Origin of the sequence: Pelosinus propionicus DSM 13327 (genome assembly GCF_900114615.1) — a bacterium.
In the GTDB taxonomy this organism is placed as follows: Bacteria; Bacillota; Negativicutes; order DSM-13327; family DSM-13327; genus Pelosinus; species Pelosinus propionicus.
The window spans coordinates 137484-155114 of record NZ_FOTS01000002.1 but is presented as its reverse complement, the minus strand read 5'-3'; the positions used below and the strand labels follow the sequence as shown (position 1 = coordinate 155114).

General features: G+C 40.6%; 19 protein-coding genes and 1 riboswitch. Of the genes, 18 read left to right on the top strand and 1 reads right to left on the bottom strand.

What is annotated here, in order from left to right; genetic code table 11:
* Positions 1-199 precede the first annotated feature (199 nt).
* Positions 200-1360: an iron-containing alcohol dehydrogenase gene (locus BMZ99_RS01755; protein WP_090932345.1), complete on the bottom strand. Its 1161-nt coding sequence runs from the start codon at positions 1358-1360 to the stop codon at positions 200-202.
* Between the two features lie 300 nt (positions 1361-1660).
* Here BMZ99_RS01755 and cobS point away from each other — a divergent pair, with 300 nt between their 5' ends.
* From cobS to BMZ99_RS01665, 18 genes are all read left to right on the top strand, one after another.
* Positions 1661-2419 (top strand): adenosylcobinamide-GDP ribazoletransferase, encoded by a 759-nt coding sequence (cobS, locus tag BMZ99_RS01750; RefSeq protein ID WP_090932343.1) that lies wholly within the window; start codon positions 1661-1663, stop codon positions 2417-2419.
* Positions 2420-2437: 18 nt separating this feature from the next.
* Positions 2438-3058: an alpha-ribazole phosphatase gene (cobC, locus tag BMZ99_RS01745; protein WP_090932341.1), complete on the top strand. Its 621-nt coding sequence runs from the start codon at positions 2438-2440 to the stop codon at positions 3056-3058.
* Between the two features lie 98 nt (positions 3059-3156).
* Positions 3157-3353, top strand: a riboswitch (cobalamin riboswitch).
* Between the two features lie 202 nt (positions 3354-3555).
* Positions 3556-4590 (top strand): nicotinate-nucleotide--dimethylbenzimidazole phosphoribosyltransferase, encoded by a 1035-nt coding sequence (locus tag BMZ99_RS01740; protein WP_090932339.1) that lies wholly within the window; start codon positions 3556-3558, stop codon positions 4588-4590.
* Positions 4591-4853: 263 nt separating this feature from the next.
* Positions 4854-6065 carry a sensor histidine kinase gene (locus BMZ99_RS01735; protein WP_090932337.1) on the top strand — a complete coding sequence of 404 codons (1212 nt, stop codon included), beginning with the start codon at positions 4854-4856 and terminating at the stop codon, positions 6063-6065.
* A gap of 24 nt (positions 6066-6089) precedes the next feature.
* Positions 6090-7712: a response regulator transcription factor gene (locus tag BMZ99_RS01730; RefSeq protein WP_090932335.1), complete on the top strand. Its 1623-nt coding sequence runs from the start codon at positions 6090-6092 to the stop codon at positions 7710-7712.
* Between the two features lie 308 nt (positions 7713-8020).
* The gene (gene eutS, locus BMZ99_RS01725) at positions 8021-8362 is read left to right on the top strand and encodes an ethanolamine utilization microcompartment protein EutS (RefSeq protein ID WP_090932333.1); all 342 of its coding nucleotides are present in this window, start codon (positions 8021-8023) and stop codon (positions 8360-8362) included.
* A gap of 1 nt (position 8363) precedes the next feature.
* Positions 8364-8807 (top strand): EutP/PduV family microcompartment system protein, encoded by a 444-nt coding sequence (locus BMZ99_RS01720; protein WP_090932330.1) that lies wholly within the window; start codon positions 8364-8366, stop codon positions 8805-8807.
* A complete protein-coding gene (gene eutM / locus BMZ99_RS01715; RefSeq protein WP_007933527.1) occupies positions 8804-9079 on the top strand; it encodes an ethanolamine utilization microcompartment protein EutM in 276 nt (91 codons plus the stop codon). The genes BMZ99_RS01720 and eutM (BMZ99_RS01715) overlap by 4 nt, the downstream gene beginning before the upstream one ends.
* Before the next feature lie 26 nt (positions 9080-9105).
* A complete protein-coding gene (gene pduB, locus BMZ99_RS01710; RefSeq protein WP_090932328.1) occupies positions 9106-9903 on the top strand; it encodes a propanediol utilization microcompartment protein PduB in 798 nt (265 codons plus the stop codon).
* A 19-nt stretch (positions 9904-9922) separates the two neighbouring features.
* Positions 9923-11593, top strand: a complete 1671-nt coding sequence (locus tag BMZ99_RS01705) for a propanediol/glycerol family dehydratase large subunit (RefSeq protein ID WP_090932326.1) — start codon at positions 9923-9925, stop codon at positions 11591-11593.
* Positions 11594-11616: 23 nt separating this feature from the next.
* Complete coding sequence (locus BMZ99_RS01700; RefSeq protein WP_090932324.1) at positions 11617-12270, top strand: propanediol/glycerol family dehydratase medium subunit; 654 nt, start codon at positions 11617-11619, stop codon at positions 12268-12270.
* A 15-nt stretch (positions 12271-12285) separates the two neighbouring features.
* A complete protein-coding gene (locus tag BMZ99_RS01695) occupies positions 12286-12813 on the top strand; it encodes a diol dehydratase small subunit (RefSeq protein WP_090932322.1) in 528 nt (175 codons plus the stop codon).
* 12 nt (positions 12814-12825) lie between these two features.
* Positions 12826-14649, top strand: a complete 1824-nt coding sequence (locus BMZ99_RS01690; protein ID WP_090932320.1) for a diol dehydratase reactivase subunit alpha — start codon at positions 12826-12828, stop codon at positions 14647-14649.
* Positions 14633-15136 carry a glycerol dehydratase reactivase beta/small subunit family protein gene (locus tag BMZ99_RS01685; RefSeq protein WP_245754764.1) on the top strand — a complete coding sequence of 168 codons (504 nt, stop codon included), beginning with the start codon at positions 14633-14635 and terminating at the stop codon, positions 15134-15136. Before BMZ99_RS01690 ends, BMZ99_RS01685 begins: the two co-directional genes overlap by 17 nt.
* Entirely contained in the window at positions 15118-15690 is a 573-nt protein-coding gene (locus BMZ99_RS27285; protein WP_090932315.1) for a BMC domain-containing protein, read from the top strand. The genes BMZ99_RS01685 and BMZ99_RS27285 overlap by 19 nt, the downstream gene beginning before the upstream one ends.
* Before the next feature lies 1 nt (position 15691).
* Entirely contained in the window at positions 15692-15979 is a 288-nt protein-coding gene (eutM, locus tag BMZ99_RS01675) for an ethanolamine utilization microcompartment protein EutM (protein WP_007933515.1), read from the top strand.
* 136 nt (positions 15980-16115) lie between these two features.
* Positions 16116-16781: a phosphate propanoyltransferase gene (pduL, locus tag BMZ99_RS01670; RefSeq protein WP_090932314.1), complete on the top strand. Its 666-nt coding sequence runs from the start codon at positions 16116-16118 to the stop codon at positions 16779-16781.
* Position 16782: 1 nt separating this feature from the next.
* Positions 16783-17598, top strand: a complete 816-nt coding sequence (locus BMZ99_RS01665; RefSeq protein ID WP_090932312.1) for a flavoprotein — start codon at positions 16783-16785, stop codon at positions 17596-17598.
* The last annotated feature ends 33 nt before the right edge of the window (positions 17599-17631 follow it).

The window sequence follows — 17631 nt, the reverse complement described above, 5'->3', positions numbered from 1 at the left end:
TTAAGTTTACCTTATCTATAATCTTATTAGATGAAAGATTGCAATTCCCTTTGTATTATTTTGTGTCACCATGGAATAATATTGTGTTGCCATTATGAATATAAAAGAAATTACATTGGAAATGATATTTTTACAAGTAGGAGTTTGCTTCTGTGATTCAAGTATGTCCTATTTTCTTAAAGAGAGGAAAGTCTTATTTTTAGATAGCTGATCTGAAGATACCTTCAATATCCTCTTGAGGACCTTGGCGAGGATTGGTTACGCAGCAGATGTCTTTGAGAGCATTTGCTGCAAGCATTGGAATATCTCTTTCATTAAATCCCTTTACCTCAGAGAGGGTTTTAGGGATATTAAGATCCTGAATTAGCTCTTTGATTGCTGCTACGGCCAGTAAAGCTGCAGATTCGTCAGAGAGATCTTTCGTATCTTTGCCTAAAGCGCGTGCAATAGAGGCATAGTGTCCAGGCACGGCATGGCGATTATAGTCGACAACATAAGGCAGCATAATTGAATTGGCTAAGCCATGAGGCAGGTTATACATTCCGCCTAGCTGATGTGCTAGAGCATGTACATAACCTAAGCTGGCGTTATTAAAAGCAATTCCAGCCAAATATTCAGCATAAACCATCATTTCTCGGGCATGTATATCACTGCCATTTAAAAAGGCTGCTTTTAGATAACCAGCAATCAGTTCAATGGCTTTTAGAGCTTTACAATCTGTCACAGGGGTAGCATTGGTAGATACATAGGCTTCAATCGCATGAGTCAATGCATCCATTCCTGTAGCGGCAGTAAGACTCGGCGGCATTCCTAACATCAGTTCTGCATCATTTACGGCGATAATTGGTGTTACATGCCAATCTGTAATTGTCATTTTAATATGATTTGTTTCATCTGTAATTACACAAAAACGAGTCAATTCGCTGCCAGTACCGGCAGTTGTATTGATGGCAATTAAAGGAGCCGAGGTTTTCTTGGATTTATTAAGTCCTACATAGTTTTTAATTTCTCCTCCATTGGTTGCGAGCAGGGCAATCGCTTTAGCGCAGTCATGGGGTGAACCTCCGCCAAAGGATATTAGAAAATCACAGCCATTATCCTGAAATAATTTTAAGCCATAATCCACTTGCGGAATTGTTGGATTGGGGGAAACATCATCATGGATGATGTAAAATACACCTGCGCTTTTTAACACATCTGTTAGTTTATCAATTAATTTCATTTCCACTAAGATTTTATCGCTTACGATAAGAGCCTTTCGAAATGCCATAGGCTTTATATAGTTTACGATCTGCTCTAAGCAGCCAACGCCCAGAATACTAATAGGTGTCATAAAATATTCGATGACTTTTTTATTCATGGCTTCTGTATACCTCCTTATATCAGCATAATTAAAATAACCATATCATTGCTATTTTATTTCAGCAAGGTCTATTATGGCTAGTTTTGGTGATTGAGCAATAAATCAATACAAAATAACAAAGGAGAACCTATATGTGTTTTCTCTTGCCCAGTTGTAAGAGTAAGTAAAAGTATGGAAATTTATTAACACATTAGGAAAAAATATTGCCAACTATCTAAATTGAGAAGGAAAGGAACTTCGCCTTACGGAATGATTATATTATGGAAAGTGCAGCAAGGTACGAGGGAGGCAAAAATTTTGTTTGGAAATGTGATTGGTGATTTTATTACGGGATTTCAATTTTTGACACGAATTCCAATCAAAGCACAAACCCAATGGTCGCCAGATAGCTTCAGTCAGAGCGTTAAATATTTTCCTCTTATCGGTGGGATAATTGGTTTGCTATTAGCTGGGAGTGTGTATGGAGCACAGGCTTTTTGGGGAGTAAATGTACCGGTACACCTTCTGGCCATCGGAGTAATTTTGTTTGAAATCATATTGACTGGCGGCTTACACTGTGATGGGTTAATGGATACTATTGATGGTGTTTTTTCAGGAAAATCTCGTGAAAGAATGTTAGAAATTATGAAAGACAGTAGAGTTGGTGCCTTTGGTGCAATGTCTTTTTGTCTCCTAATATTTGTGAAATATTCGTTAATTATGGATATGGACCCTAGGCTATTGCCTTTAGCCATTTTAGTTATGCCAATTATAGGACGTACGGCCGTTATCATTCCGATAACTTTTTATCCTTATGCCAGACCGGAAGGGCTGGGGAAAGCATTTTACCAATCTTCACATAAGTATACCCTTTCTATAGCAGGAATATTAGCAGCACTGCTATTAATTCCTTTGGGGAAAATTGTAATAGCAAGTGGAGTAATCGGCATTGTTTTTGCATATCTTTTTTCTGAGTATGTCAGTAAACGTCTTGGCGGTTTAACAGGGGATGTATATGGAGCGACGATTGAATTGACTGAAATTGTTACTTTGTTGGTATTTATTATTTATTCATAGCAGAAAGAAGGTGATTCATTGACTAGGGTAATTTTTGTGCGTCACGGCCAGACTTCTTGGAATCAAGAGGGGAAATATCAAGGGCATAGCGATATTTCACTAAATGAAAGGGGAGTAAGACAGGGGAATTTAGTAGCAAAACGCTTAGCAAATGAAAAAATTAGCGCAATCTATAGCAGTGATTTACTTCGGGCACAGCAGACCGCTGAGGCAATCGCCGGGTATCACGGATTGTCCGTTATAACGAAGCCTGAATTTCGAGAAATTAATTTTGGCATTTGGGAAGGACTTACCTATCAGGAGATTATGGAAGATTGGTCAGAAATCCTAACTGCGATGTATGATAAGCCTGGTGAATTTGGTCCGCCTCAAGGGGAAAGTTTTCAGGCTGTTAAACAGCGTGTAACTTATGCATTGCAAGAGTGTATTAAAGAGCATCAAGAGCAGAACATTGTGCTTGTTTCCCACGGGGGAACGATGCGAGTGCTGCTTTGTGCTGCACTCGCAATTGGTTTAGATAAAATGTGGTCTATGCGGCAGGATAGCTCGGCAATCAATATAATTGAGTATGTTGATAATCGAGCAATAGTAGCGTTAGTGAATGATACTTGGCATGTCAGAAATATTAATTTAGACTAAATGGGATTTTTTTAACGAACTACTTGATTATATTGCTCATCTACGAATAATAGATAGGAGAATGAGATAAACTGTAGTACTATTGTGATAACAGAATAATAAATTGCCACCAAACAGGTGCCTCTTTAGCTAGAGGAGAATAGGGAAGTTCGGAAGGGAATTATATTCCTTAAACGACGCGGTCGCGCCACTGTAATCGGGGAGAAAGTCCTGCAAATGCCACTGGGAGACCAGGAAGGCGCAGGGATTTTAAGGATCCGTAAGTCAGGAGACCTGCCTGTTATGGCTGTCATTTACCTCCGCGTAAGGGGTAATGCCAGAAGGATGGGATTTTTATACAAAAAAACCTAGCCTTTTGGGCTAGGTTTTTTTGTATATTTTTTAAAACGATTCATTAAATTTTATGTTCTTATTCTTCGTATCTTCGCGGTTCAAAATGTTTTGTTTTTTAGGATTTGTTAATATTTTTCTTAACTATAATTTTAGGAGGGGTAGATATGGATTTGGAAGCCAGAGTTGATGAATTGCTGAATGGGGCGGCTAAGCCACCTCAGAGTTTGGGAAAATTAGAGAAGCATCTCAAGAAAGTCATATTGGCATGGGGAGAAATTCGTTCGGAGATGAAACCGCATCATATCATCTTTGCGGCTGATAACGGAGTCATTGAGGAAGGCGTTGTCAATTATCCTGGAGAAATTACCTATCTGCAAGCCAAGAATATGGCAGATGGCAAAGCAACGATAAGTTGTTTTTGCCAATGTAATCAGATCCCTTATAGTGTGATTGATATTGGTATTAATAATGCCCAAGAGGCTGGTATAGATCATAAAGTAGCTTTTGGAACGAAGAATTTTATGAAAGAAGAAGCTATGACGCAGGAAGAATTTGATCGAGCTTGGACTGTTGGAGAAAAAATGGTAGCAGATCTGATACAGCGGGAAGGAGTAAATATCTTCTCTTTTGGTGAAATGGGGATTGGTAATACGACAACCTCGTCGGCTGTTTTACATGCTCTTACAGGAATGCCTCCGGAATTTATCGTTGGATACGGGGCAGGGTTGAGCAGTAATGAGTTCTTAAAGCATAAGCGAAATATAGTAGCAAAAGGCGTTGAGCGTCATAAAAATAAAATGCAAAAAGTTGAAGATATTTTACGATGTGTAGGTGGATTTGACATTGTAGGTATTTGTTCAGGAATGCTGCAATGTGCCAAATTAGGAGTTCCCTTCGTAATTGACGGATTTATTACTGCAGTGGCCTATGCTTGTGCATTCCGCATAGACCAAACAATTGAAAAGTACGGGATTCCTTCTCATATGTCAAAAGAACCAGGTATGGCTTATTCATTATTATTAGGGAATATTCCGGCAGAGGATGTGATTCTTCACGCTAACATGGCTTTAGGTGAGGGCACAGGTGCGATTCTTATGGTCTCTATGCTGAAAACCATATCATACACAATGCAAAACATGGCAAGACTTTCTGATTTTGTATTAAGTGAATCCGCCTCTGCAAAGACTGCTGCTGTATAATGCATTATCTTTACTTGCTGTAATATAGTAAAATATTGCTGTTTGCAGGAACTGGTTTCCCCTTTATCTAATACTTATCATGTTAAAGAAGGCTTAGTTCAGCTGATCTTTATTGCATTAGCTGCATGAAGTCGTTTATCAAAAGATGCAGCCACTCGAAGAGACCTTGCTTATCAAAGATGGGGACCTTGGAATGGAGTGGCCGTTGGATGATAGCAATAAAATGATATAGTATAGAGGTTTTGATAAGGGGAGGATTGCTAGTGCAAGCATTAAATCGATTTACCTTAGGCGAAATTGTCAATACTCAAATTTTACAAGAAATACAAGATAAATTTTCTGAAGCAACTGGATTAGCGGCAGTCATCGTTGATCCTGCAGGTAATCCGATAACGAATCCCAGCAACTTTACGAAATTTTGCAGCTATGTTCGTTCTTTGCCACAAGGGTTAACTCGATGTGTACAATGTGACGATGAGGGAGGGCGCCGTAATCAGAAACCTTTTGTGTATACATGCCATGCTGGTTTGACAGATTTAGCAGCTCCCATAGTTGTAGAAAATCAATATATTGGTGCATTTCTTGCAGGACAAGTTATTTTACTTCAGGAAGATAAGGATGTTAAAAGTAATATGTTCTGCTGTACAAAAGATTTGGGACTGGAAGCAGAACGATTATCCGAATTTTTTGATATTGTGGAAGTGGTACCGGAAAAACGCATAAAGGCAGCAGCTGATCTAATTTACATAATGTCAAATTATATTGTAGAAATTGGCGTAGCTAATCTTGCCGGGAAGCACCTTGTAAAAGAGATAAAGGCCAAGGCGGAATTAGAAACAATGCTTCGTGCTACGGAATTAAAAGCGCTTCAATCTCAGGTGAATCCGCATTTTTTATTTAATACATTGAACACCATCGCTCGTTTAGCAATGCTGGAAGGAGCGGGTCAGACTCAGGAAGTAGTTTATGCTTTATCGGATTTATTACGTAATAATTTGCGTGATATTGAAATATTAAGAACCTTAGAGCAAGAAGTAAAATCGATAAAAGATTATTTGCTCATTCAAAAGATGCGTTTTGGTGAACGTATACAGACCTTTATTGATGTGGATACGTCTATTATGGAAATGAAAATACCTCCTCTGACTCTTCAACCTTTAGTAGAGAATGCCATTATTCACGGACTGGAAAGTAAAGTGGAAGGTGGAGTGGTTCAAATTAGTGGGAGACTTGAAGGAGAACATGTGATTCTCATTGTTAAGGATACTGGCATTGGGATATCCTCTGAAGAAGTTGCAACTATTTTTCGTGCGGAAAAACGTAAGCAAATTCATGGACAGACGACAGGTTTGGGAATTATTAACGTTCACAAGCGAATTCAGCATTACTTCGGTAATGAATACGGCCTTACAATGGAGAGTAAACTGGGAGAAGGGACGAGTATTTACATCTGCCTTCCTTACAGTCCGATGTAGGAGCAGCTTAGCAAGGAGAAAAGAATGTATACATTATTGATTGTAGATGATGAACAATTAGAAAGACAGGCGTTACATTTTATTGTTTCGCAAAAATGTCCTACTATTAAAGTGATTGGCGAAACAGGAGATGGGAAGAGTGCTGTCCAAATTGCTGCAACGCACAAACCAGATATTGTGTTAATGGATATCCGTATGCCGGAAATGAACGGACTGGAAGCAGCAAAGCGCATTCGCGCTTTGTCGCCTGATACAATAATTATCATGCTTACAGCTTTTGATGAATTCAGTTATGCAAAACAAGCATTAACCATTGGAGTCGTTGAATATCTCTTAAAACCTGTCCGCCCGGATGATATTATGCATACATTAGAACTGACAATTCAAAGAGTGGAGGAATTGAAACGAAAAAAACAAGAAGAAGCTTCCTTACGAAAAAGTGTGGAAGATGCCATTCCTTTTATTCAAATGTCTTTTGTCTATGATTTGATTTCCGGGAATATTAAAGAAATGGAACATTTTCAAGAACGCTCCCGTTTCTTGGGAATGAGAGTTGATCCTGGTGTGGTCTTAGTGATTGATGTTGACAATTTTAAACAGCTGACCTCTAGTGATAGTGAATTGGAAAAACAAATGATTAAACAAAAAATTCACAAGCTTATTTCTAGTGTCGCTGGCGATGATGCATTGGTTACTCCTTTTGGCAGTGATAATTTGATTGTTTTGTTAGGATTTGCTGAAGTAGAAAGTGAAGAAAGAATAAAAGATAATGCACATAAAGTTGCTGCCGATATACAAGAGTGCATTGCGCAAGCTATGAATATCAGTATTACTATTGGAATTGGACGATATTACGATGATCCACGAGAAATTCATAAGTCCTACTTAGAAGCTCTGCATGCGCAGCGGCAGCGATTTTATTTAGGTGATAGCCAGATTATTCACGTAGAGGATGTGCCCTATCTGACTACAGGACCTTTTAACTATCCTTTTCACTACGAGCGAAATGTGTTAGACAAGGTGAGATGCGGTGATCGCAAGCAAGCTAAAGAAGCGCTGCATGAATTATTAGATGGAATTTTTTCTAGTAAGGCTAATATGGATACGATTAAAGCATGTGTGCTGGAATTGTTAATTGTATTGTCGCGGTCAGCAGTGGAAGGTGGTGCTAACATAGAACAATTGACGCTATTAAATTTAAATTGCATAAATCACTTGAACGAGTGTAATAATAAAACGCAGGTAGAGGCATGGATGCTTGCCTCATTGGATCACTTTATGGACAATATGCTGGAAAATAGAAGCAGCATGAATTTGAGGGTTATTAATAAAGCATGTGACTACATTGTAAAAAACTATCATAAGAATATATCGCTAGAAGAAGTTGCTCAAACGGTTCATTTAAGTCCTTTTTATTTTAGCAGGCTTTTCAAACAAGAAAAAGGATATAATTTTGTAGACTTTCTAACGAAAGTTAGAATTGAAAAAGCCAAAAAAATGCTGCAGAATCCTGATTTTACGGCAGTGCGAATTGCTGCGGAGGTAGGATATCAAGATGCCAGCTATTTTAGCCGTGTATTTCGTCAGACAATGGGAATGACACCAAATCAGTATCGAAATGAATTTCGTAATACTAAGCAAGAATAAAAAACGAATGCAAAAAAGTTCCATATTTAAGCAAAAAAAGAATAAAAGATAATTTTGAATAAAAAAGGATTATGAAAGATAAAATAGGACTACGGTAAAGTAGTCCTATTTTGCTTTTGTAGTAGAAATATTTGAATAATAAAACAAAATAATCCTGTAAGACGAGTGTGAAAAAAATATCTAGATTATGGTTGAAATGGATGCAGCAATTATGTCCAGTGGCTAAGCAATAAATATGCAAGGTAAAAAACTAAAAATGAGAAATAGTTATAATTGTCAAACTAATGTAAGGATTGCGAGGAAATGGTATGTCGGAAGAAAAGGCAAGAGTGGTTCAAGAATATGTACCAGGCAAACAAGTAACCTTAGCTCACCTCATATCTAATCCTAAAAAAGAATTATGTGAGAAGTTAGGGTTAGAGAGCACATCGGCGATTGGAATCTTAACCATTACCCCTAGTGAAGCTGCTATTATTGCAGCGGATGTGGCAACAAAAGCAGCAGATGTAAAAATTGGCTTTATGGATCGTTTTACTGGATCACTAGTACTGGTCGGTACTGTATCCAATGTGGAAGCATCTCTTAGGCAGGTGACCAATTTATTAGTCAATAGTTTGGGGTTTAGTGGCCCTAAACAAACAAAGTCATGATATGCAGAAGGTAATGTTAGTTGGGGCCATAGGGGCGGGCAAGACATCTTTGATCCATACGCTGCAAAAAGATGTCCGATCAGCCGAAAAGACCCAAAGTATTCAGTTTTCAGATGGAGCCATTGACACTCCGGGAGAATATGCTCAGATACCGCGTTTCTATTCAGCATTGATGACGACGGCTATGCAAGCATCTGTTGTCGTTGTTGTGCAGGATGCAACCAATCTGAAAGTAACTCTGCCGCCTGGGTTTGCCGGAATGTTTTCCCGTCCTGTTATTGGGGTAGTAACAAAAGTCGATGCACCTGGCATTGATCGAGACAAAGCTAAATCTCGCTTGATGGAGATCGGAGTTAAAGAACCAATCTTCTTCGTTTCTTCTCGTACTGGAGAAGGGATCGAAGAATTAATTGCACACTTTGGGGAAGGGAGGTGTAATTCATGAGCGAAGCATTAGGGATGATTGAAACAAAAGGATTAGTAGGTGCTATTGAAGCTGCAGATGCGATGGTAAAGGCTGCAAATGTTGAATTAGTTGGATATGAAAAAATTGGCTCTGGCTTGGTGACAGTAATGGTGCGTGGTGATGTTGGTGCCATCAAGGCGGCAACAGATGCTGGTGCCGCGGCGGCTCAAAAAGTTGGCGAAGTTGTGTCTATTCACGTTATTCCACGTCCCCATACCGATGTGGAAAAAATTCTTCCCAAAATAAAATAGGAATTTAATGTGGAGGTAGAAATTATATGCAAGAGCAATTAATTGATAAGGTTATGGATGAAATTAAAAAGCGTATGGAGAATCATGCTCCTACTGCTGCCCAAGGGGCTCAAGAAAAACCTAAAGCAACAGGAAATCCTGGTATCACTGAATTTGTGGGAACTGCAATTGGCGATACCATTGGTTTAGTGATTGCCAATGTGGATCCTATGCTGCATGAAAAAATGAAAATCGATCCTAAATATCGTTCCATTGGTATTTTAGGTGCTCGTACTGGCGCTGGCCCACATATTATGGCTGCTGATGAAGCTGTAAAAGCAACGAATACCGAGATTATATCCATTGAATTGCCTCGTGACACAAAAGGTGGAGCAGGACATGGTTCCTTGATTCTCTTTGGTGCAGAAGAAGTATCAGATGCTCGTCGCGCAATTGAAGTAGCACTAAAAGAACTGAATCGTACTTTTGGTGATGTGTATGGCAATGATGCTGGGCATATTGAATTACAGTATACAGCTCGGGCAAGTTATGCAATTAATAAAGCCTTTGGCGCTCCAGTGGGAAAAGCCTTTGGATTGATTGTTGGTGCTCCTGCTGCCATTGGCGTACTTATGTCTGATGTTGCTGTAAAAACTGCTAATGTAGAAGTGGTTGGCTATGGCAGCCCAGCAGGTGGGACGAGTTATTCCAATGAAGTAATTCTTCAGGTTACTGGTGATTCTGGTGCCGTACGCCAAGCAGTACTTGCTGCTAAAGAAGTAGGTGTCAAATTATTGGAAGCTATGGCTGGTCCGGCTCCATCATCAACTAAACCATATATCTAAAGCAGGGAGGGGAAAAACAATGAAGAGATCAAAACGTTTTGAAGTCTTAGCTGCCCGCCCTGTAAATCAGGACGGTTTCGTAAAAGAATGGCCAGAGGTTGGCCTGATCGCTATGGGCAGCCCAAACGATCCGGTGCCTAGCATTAAAATTGAGAATGGCAAAATCGTAGAAATGGACGGCGTTACTCGGAGTAACTTTGATTTTATTGAACAGTTCATTGCCGATTACGCCATCGATGTGAAGATTGCTGAGAAAGCAATGGCAATGGAAGCAAGTCAAATCGCTAAAATGCTTGTTGATGTCAATGTTTCCAGAAAAGAAGTGGTTGACATTGTGCGTGGTTTAACTGCTGCTAAACTGGTAGCTGTGTTTAATACCATGAATGTAGTAGAAATGATGATGGCCTTACAGAAAATGCGGGCACGCAAAACTCCGTCCAACCAATGTCATATTACGAATGTAAATGATAATCCAGTGTTGATTGCAGCTGATGGTGCAGAAGCTGCATTACGTGGTTTTGATGAAATGGAAACTACCGTTGCTGTCGTACGTTATGCTCCTTTCAATGCTTTGGCTTTATTAATTGGCAGCCAAGCTGGACGAGGTGGCACGCTGATTCAATGTGCTTTGGAAGAAGCAACAGAATTAGAACTTGGCATGCGTGGCATTACTGCCTATGCAGAAACGATTTCCGTATATGGAACAGAAAATGTATTTGTTGATGGTGATGATACACCATGGTCAAAAGCATTTCTTGCTTCAGCCTATGCTTCAAGAGGATTAAAAATGAGGTTTACTTCCGGTACTGGCTCAGAAGTACAGATGGGGTATGCAGAAGGCAAATCCATGCTGTATCTAGAAATTCGCTGCATCATGCTTACCAGAGGTGCTGGAGTTCAAGGCTTGCAGAATGGTTCCGTAAGTTGTATTGGCGTTCCTGCAGCTGTTCCTTCTGGTATTCGCGCTGTATTGGCAGAAAATCTTTGCGCAGCGATGTTAGACATGGAAGTAGCATCTAGTAATGACCAAACCTTTACACATTCGGACATTCGCAAAACAGCCCGCACTTTAATGCAGTTCCTGCCTGGTACAGACTTTATCTGCTCTGGCTATAGCGGTACACCAAATTATGATAATATGTTTGCCGGTTCAAACTGGGATGTTGATGATTATGATGATTGGAATATTATACAGCGCGACTTGAAAGTAGATGGCGGCTTGCGTCCAGCTTTAGAAGAAGAAGTCATCGCAGTTCGTAATAAGGCAGCTAAAGGACTTCAGGCTGTATTTAAAGAACTCGGCTTCCCAGCAATTACCGATGAAGAAGTGGAGGCTGCAACCTATGCTCACGGCAGTAAAGATGTGCCAGCACGTAATGTTGTTGAAGATTTAAAAGCTGCTCAAGAACTAATGAGCCGCGGCATTACAGGTATCGATATCGTCAAAGCATTGGCTAAAACTGGCTTTACCGATTTGGCGGAACATATCTTAAATATTTTGAAACAGCGTATTTCCGGAGATTATCTCCATACATCCGCGATTCTGGACAAAAACTTTAATGTTATCAGTGCGGTAAACAGCCGTAATGACTATCAAGGTCCAGGAACTGGCTACCAGATGAGTGATGAAAGATGGAATGAAATCAAAAACATCAGTCAGGCAATCAATCCGTCTGATTATGATGCTTAAGTTAGAAAGAGAGGTGTAGTGTAATGCAAATTAACGAGCAAGTGATTCGGGAAATCATTCTGCAAGTGCTGCAAGGTATGGAACAGCCTAAACCTACTACAAATACAGCAACAGCTGCTGCGACAGGTCGTCCCATGACCTTAGTGGAAAAAGGAGAAGCACGTCCCGGTACAAGAGCCGATGAAGTAGTAATTGCCTTAGCTCCAGCTTTTGGAAAATATCAAAATAAAACCATTGTAAATATTCCTCATAGTGACGTATTGCGTGAAATGATCGCAGGCATTGAAGAAGAAGGGTTAACTGCCAGAGTAATCAGAGTATTGCGTACTTCTGACGTTGCTTTTGATGCTCATGATGGTACTAAGCTAAGCGGATCTGGAATTGCCATTGGTATACAATCCAGAGGGACAACGGTTATCCATCAGAAAGATTTGCCGCCACTTAGTAATTTGGAACTTTTCTCTCAATCTCCTTTATTGGATTTGCAGGCTTATCGTGCTATTGGGCGTAATGCGGCAAAATACGCAAAAGGTGAGTCTCCAGTGCCAGTACCAACCAAAAATGATCAAATGGCAAGACCAAAGTTTCAAGCAAAGGCAGCCGTCTTGCATATAAAAGAAACTGAACATGTAATTCAAGGCGCTAAACCAGTCGAAATCGAAGTGAAATTTAACTAAGCGGAGGTGATTGATATGTCTCAAGAAAAATTGATTGAAGATATGGTTCGTGAAGTATTAAAATCCATGACGAAAGGCAGTGCGCCAGCAGTACAAACAGCGCAAACTGCTCCAACAGTGGGTGCTCAAGGATTAAATCCGGATAGAGATTATCCTTTAGCTACAAAAAGACCAGAGTTATTGAAATCTCCTACTGGGAAGAAACTTTCAGATATTACCTTAGCAAATGTGCTGAATGGTGATGTTAAACCCCAAGATGTACGTATTGCTCCTGAAACATTACGCATGCAAGGCGAAATTGCTGATGGTGTTGGCAGAACGCAGTTTGGTGACAATTTGCGCCGGGCTGCTGAATTAACGGCCATTCCTGATGAACGAATCCTGCAAATTTACAATGCTCTTCGTCCTTACAGGTCTACAAGAGCAGAATTAATAGCTATTGCAGATGAATTAGATACGAAATACAATGCAAAAATAAATGCCGCTTTTGTGAGAGAGGCTGCAGGGGTATACGAACGGCGCAATCGTCTCAGAGCGGAATAAGGTGGAATTTTCATGGCTATAATTGCAGGTGTAGATATTGGAAACTCTACAACAGAAGTTTGCTTGGCTGCAATGGAATCAGCAAAAGTAACAAAGTTTTATACCAGCAGTATTGTCAAGACTACTGGTATAAAAGGTACGCTGGCAAATATTCCAGGCATTGTCATTGCTTTAGAAGAAGCGCTGAAAAAAGCTGGAATGACAATGGCGGACTTGTCTGAAATCAGGTTGAATGAAGCAACACCTGTAATTGGTGACTTGGCAATGGAAACCATTACCGAAACAATTATTACAGAATCTACAATGATTGGACATAATCCATCTACCCCAGGGGGTGTAGGCTTAGGTGTTGGGCAAACCGTTTCTTTTACTCAGCTGGAAAGCCTTACTTCTGGAGAAAAAGTGATTTGTGTCATCCCCGAAAACATTGATTTTGAAGATGCTGCTCGTGTTTTAAATCAAGCCTTAGCGCGAGGTATTGATCTTCAAGGGGTCATTGTACGGCAAGATGATGCTGTACTTATTGCAAATCGTTTGCAGAAAATAATACCCGTAGTGGATGAAGTAACAATGATTGAAAAGGTTCCCATTGGGATGTTGGCAGCTGTAGAAGTGGCAGAACCGGGGCAAACCATTCGAACGTTATCAAATCCTTACGGAATTGCCACAGTTTTTGAGTTGTCAGCTGGTGATACAAAGATGGTGGTACCCATTGCTCGTGCTTTAATTGGCAATCGTTCAGCGGTTGTTGTGCGCACCCCCCAAGGTGATGTAAAGGCACGAACCATCCCTGCTGGATTTATCACAATCTTTGGATCAAAGGGTAAAGCTGATATTGATGTTGAATCTGGGGCTAATAAAATTATGGAAACGGTGGAGCGAGTGCAGCCAGTTCTTGATGTGCAAGGAGAAGCTGGCACTCATGTAAGTGGAATGTTAGAACGGGTTCGTCAGGTTATGAGCGAGCTTACCGAGCAGCATCTTGGCGATATGAAAATACAAGATATTCTGGCTGTTGATACTTTTGTACCGCAAAAAGTACAAGGTGGCTTAGCAGGAGAATTTGCTTTGGAAAATGCGGTGGCTCTAGCGGCTATGGTAAAAACAAGCCGTCTTCCCATGGAACAAATTGCAAATCAATTGAGAAGTAATTTGGGGGTAAAAGTGGTCATAGCTGGGGTTGAAGCTAATATGGCGATTCGCGGGGCATTAACAACTCCCGGTACTGATAAACCTTTGGCAATCCTTGATATGGGCGGCGGATCAACAGATGCTGCGATTATCACAAGAGATGAACGTGTATTGTCCATCCATTTGGCTGGTGCTGGTGATATGGTTACCATGCTGATCAATTCTGAACTGGGATTAAATGATTTTGATCTGGCAGAAGATATAAAAAAATATCCATTAGCCAAAGTTGAAAGTTTATATCATATTAGGCTGGAAGACGGAACCGTGCGTTTTTACGAACAGCACCTTCCTCCACAAGTTTTTTCTCGTGTGGTAATTTTAAAAGATGGAGAAATGGTTCCAATACCTAGTTCTCACCCTTTGGATAAGATTCGTCATGTAAGGCGAGAGGCTAAAAAACGCGTTTTTGTAACAAATGCAATTCGGTCTCTGAGCCGTGTAGCGCCTACAGGCAATATTCGTCATATTGAGTTTGTTGTATTAGTAGGAGGATCTGCCATGGATTTTGAAGTAGGAGATATGGTGACCGATGCATTGGCTGAATATAGTATTGTATGCGGACGAGGAAATATTAGAGGTTCCGAAGGCTCACGCAATGCGGTAGCTACTGGACTGGTACTGTCATATCTTGACAGAGAGGCGTGATGCTATGCTGCCAGATCAAAATAAACCTTGTATCCTCATCTATTTAGCTCCTCACCCAGGCGGTGAAGAGAAGTTACGAGAAGTGCAAGCGGGAATGGAAGAAGAGGGAATACCTTATACTGTGGTGCAAAGCAATGAAACAAATGCCGCAGCACTATCGTATGAAGGAGCTTCTAAATCAAAGCTGGGAGTCGGTGTCGGAATTGGACCAGAAGGCTTGTGCATCCATTATGTCAAACTGCCTGCCCCAAAACCGCTCTTTTCCTTACAAGAAGTTGGAAGCCCTGTTCATTGGCGGCATTTTGGCTATAATGCTGCACGCTTGGTAAAAGGAATTCCTTTTAAAGACCGACCGTCGGAAAATGAAAACTACGAAACAAATCTTCGAGATGATTTATACCAGGTAGTCTACCGTATCGTTCAAAAGGTTCTTCAAGAAAGTGCACAAGGCCATGGGGAGGTGAAAGCATGGTCCAAAACGCTTTAGGTCTCATTGAAATCGTTGGATTAGCTGCAGCATTGGAAGCTGCTGATGCGGCACTGAAAGCAGCCAATGTACAGTTAATTGGTTATGAGATGACAAAAGGTGGCGGAATGGTAGTTATTAAACTGACTGGCAACGTTGGTGCGGTCTCAGCTGCAATTCAAGCTGGTAAAGCAGCTGGCAGTAAGGTAAATAAAGTATTTGCTACACATATTATACCTAGACCTCACGAAACGTTGTCCGGCATTGTAACAACCAAGGATACAGTGGGATTCAAAGAGAAAAAGAGTTTAATCGTTGAAAAAGAAAAAATTGAAGAAATTCAGAAAAATAAAGAGATTGTTGCAGTAGATGAACTGCAGTTAGAAGTACAGGAGGAAATCGAAGCGGCAGAAAAAAAAAAGATAGAGCCGAGTGAACAATTGCCAATTATAGAACAATCCAAAAAGGTATCTGGTTATTGTAATATTTGCGGCGATCCTGCTTGCCCTAGAGTCAAGGGTGACCCTAAGATAACTTGTATTCATTATGATAGAAATAATAAGGAGGCGGAATAATATGCGCGGAGAAGCTTTAGGAATGGTTGAAACAAAAGGTTTAGTAGGTGCAATAGAAGCTGCGGATGCAATGGTTAAGGCGGCTAATGTAATATTAGTAGGTTATGAAAAAATTGGATCTGGTTTGGTGACTGTCTTAGTTCGTGGTGATGTAGGAGCAGTAAAAGCAGCTACTGATACAGGAGCTGCAGCAGCTCAAAGAGTTGGTGAACTGATTTCAGTTCATGTCATTCCACGTCCTCATACCGATATTGAGAAAATACTTCCTAAAATTGACGAATCTTTATAAAAAAGTTACGACTCATTGATGTGTAAGCACTATATGAATCGTAGTTATACTAGGACTTCCATTTGCGAAAAAAGTGGAAGTCTTAGGATGATTTAACAATTCTTGAAATAAAATAGAAAAATAGGTGGATTGAGGTGTGATAGTGGAAAAGAAGATATTGGATGAAGTCGTAAAACAAGTCATGCAGGCTCTGGAGAAGACTACCTCACTAGAGACAAGAAGTATGGACATTCCTGTGGGAGTATCGAACCGTCACATCCACCTCTCTGCTGAGCATATTGAAATATTGTTTGGTGCTGGTCATACCTTAACGCGGCAAAAAGATCTAAAACAAGTTGGTGAATTTGCTGCAGCGGAAACGGTTACCATGGTGGGACCAAAAGGTGTCATTCGCGGTGTACGGGTTTTAGGACCTGTGCGCAAAACAACACAAGCTGAAATATCTCGGACTGACGGATTTAGTCTTGGTGTTGTGCCGCCTTTACGTGATTCAGGTGATATTGAACAATCAGCAAGTATAACGATTGTTGGTACCCAGGGTTCAGTTACTTTATCAGAAGGTTTGATCTGTGCAACCAGACATATTCACATGCATACAGATGATGCTCGGCATTTTGGTGTTTCCGATGGAGAGCGTGTATGGGTTGAAACTAGTGGAACTAGGTCGACAATATTAAAGAATGTGTTAGTGCGTGTAAAGCCTGATTTTCGATTAGAATTTCATATTGATACGGATGAAGCAAACGCCACTGGTTTAAAAAGTGGTGACGTGGTAACCATAGCTCGATGCCAGGAGGTGTAACATGGATAATGAAGAAATGGTGCAGCTTGTCACAGCCGAAATTCTGCGCCAATTGCAACAAAATCCTGTTATTGCCCAGGGACAATCTGTCCAAATTAAGCATAAGGCTTTAGTTATTTTCACTGGCGGAACCATTGGATTTGAACAAGGTTTAGCCGAAATAAAAAAATTACAGGGCCTTTGTTTTGCGATAACAGCAGTTTTATCTGCAGCTGCTGAACAAATCTTGGGAATTGAAAGAGTAACAGAGGCACTGGGCAGTCACATTGATATTGTTACTGCCCATTCGCCGTATCCAGGAAAAGCATTGCGTGAAGCAGATATTGTGATCGTTCCTGTACTCACCCAAAATACAGCAGCGAAGTTATCCCATACCCTATCCGATACGATGGTTTCAACGCTGATTCTGCAAGGATTAATGATGGGAAAACCAGTAATAGCAGCGTATAATGCTGCCGACCCTTTGGATAGCTGGCGGGCGCAATATACTATGGGGAACTCATCCCCAGGTCTTATTAAAGCATTGCAGGGAAATCTGCAGAAATTAGCGGATTTTGGTATGGAACTCGTTCCTGTAGAAAGCATCGCAGCAGTCAGCCAAAAACGACTATGCCAAGAAGCGCAGATGAAAGTGAGTCATACAACAGAGCAGCCAGTAAGTAAGTCAACTCATAAAAAGACTGTGCTGGATGCCGCCGCAATACAGACTGCTGCACAAAATGGCACGAAGAGTATCACGGTTCCGAAAGGAGCCATTCTGACGCCATTAGCTAGAGATATTGCCCGAGAATGCGGTGTAGAGCTTGTGCAGGGGTAGAAAATGATAATATCGAGTTAAATACAGTTTTAC

Excerpts from the sequence above, each read along its gene's own strand:
- BMZ99_RS01755 (WP_090932345.1), bottom strand. The coding sequence starts at position 1,360 with ATGAATAAAAAAGTCATCGAATATTTTATGACACCTATTAGTATTCTG.
- BMZ99_RS01705 (WP_090932326.1), top strand. The coding sequence starts at position 9,923 with ATGAAGAGATCAAAACGTTTTGAAGTCTTAGCTGCCCGCCCTGTAAAT.
- BMZ99_RS01695 (WP_090932322.1), top strand. The coding sequence starts at position 12,286 with ATGTCTCAAGAAAAATTGATTGAAGATATGGTTCGTGAAGTATTAAAA.
- BMZ99_RS01740 (WP_090932339.1), top strand. The coding sequence starts at position 3,556 with ATGGATTTGGAAGCCAGAGTTGATGAATTGCTGAATGGGGCGGCTAAG.
- BMZ99_RS01700 (WP_090932324.1), top strand. The coding sequence starts at position 11,617 with ATGCAAATTAACGAGCAAGTGATTCGGGAAATCATTCTGCAAGTGCTG.
- BMZ99_RS27285 (WP_090932315.1), top strand. The coding sequence starts at position 15,118 with ATGGTCCAAAACGCTTTAGGTCTCATTGAAATCGTTGGATTAGCTGCA.
- BMZ99_RS01690 (WP_090932320.1), top strand. The coding sequence starts at position 12,826 with ATGGCTATAATTGCAGGTGTAGATATTGGAAACTCTACAACAGAAGTT.
- eutS (WP_090932333.1), top strand. The coding sequence starts at position 8,021 with ATGTCGGAAGAAAAGGCAAGAGTGGTTCAAGAATATGTACCAGGCAAA.
- BMZ99_RS01730 (WP_090932335.1), top strand. The coding sequence starts at position 6,090 with ATGTATACATTATTGATTGTAGATGATGAACAATTAGAAAGACAGGCG.
- eutM (WP_007933527.1), top strand. The coding sequence starts at position 8,804 with ATGAGCGAAGCATTAGGGATGATTGAAACAAAAGGATTAGTAGGTGCT.
- eutM (WP_007933515.1), top strand. The coding sequence starts at position 15,692 with ATGCGCGGAGAAGCTTTAGGAATGGTTGAAACAAAAGGTTTAGTAGGT.
- BMZ99_RS01720 (WP_090932330.1), top strand. The coding sequence starts at position 8,364 with ATGCAGAAGGTAATGTTAGTTGGGGCCATAGGGGCGGGCAAGACATCT.
- BMZ99_RS01665 (WP_090932312.1), top strand. The coding sequence starts at position 16,783 with ATGGATAATGAAGAAATGGTGCAGCTTGTCACAGCCGAAATTCTGCGC.
- pduB (WP_090932328.1), top strand. The coding sequence starts at position 9,106 with ATGCAAGAGCAATTAATTGATAAGGTTATGGATGAAATTAAAAAGCGT.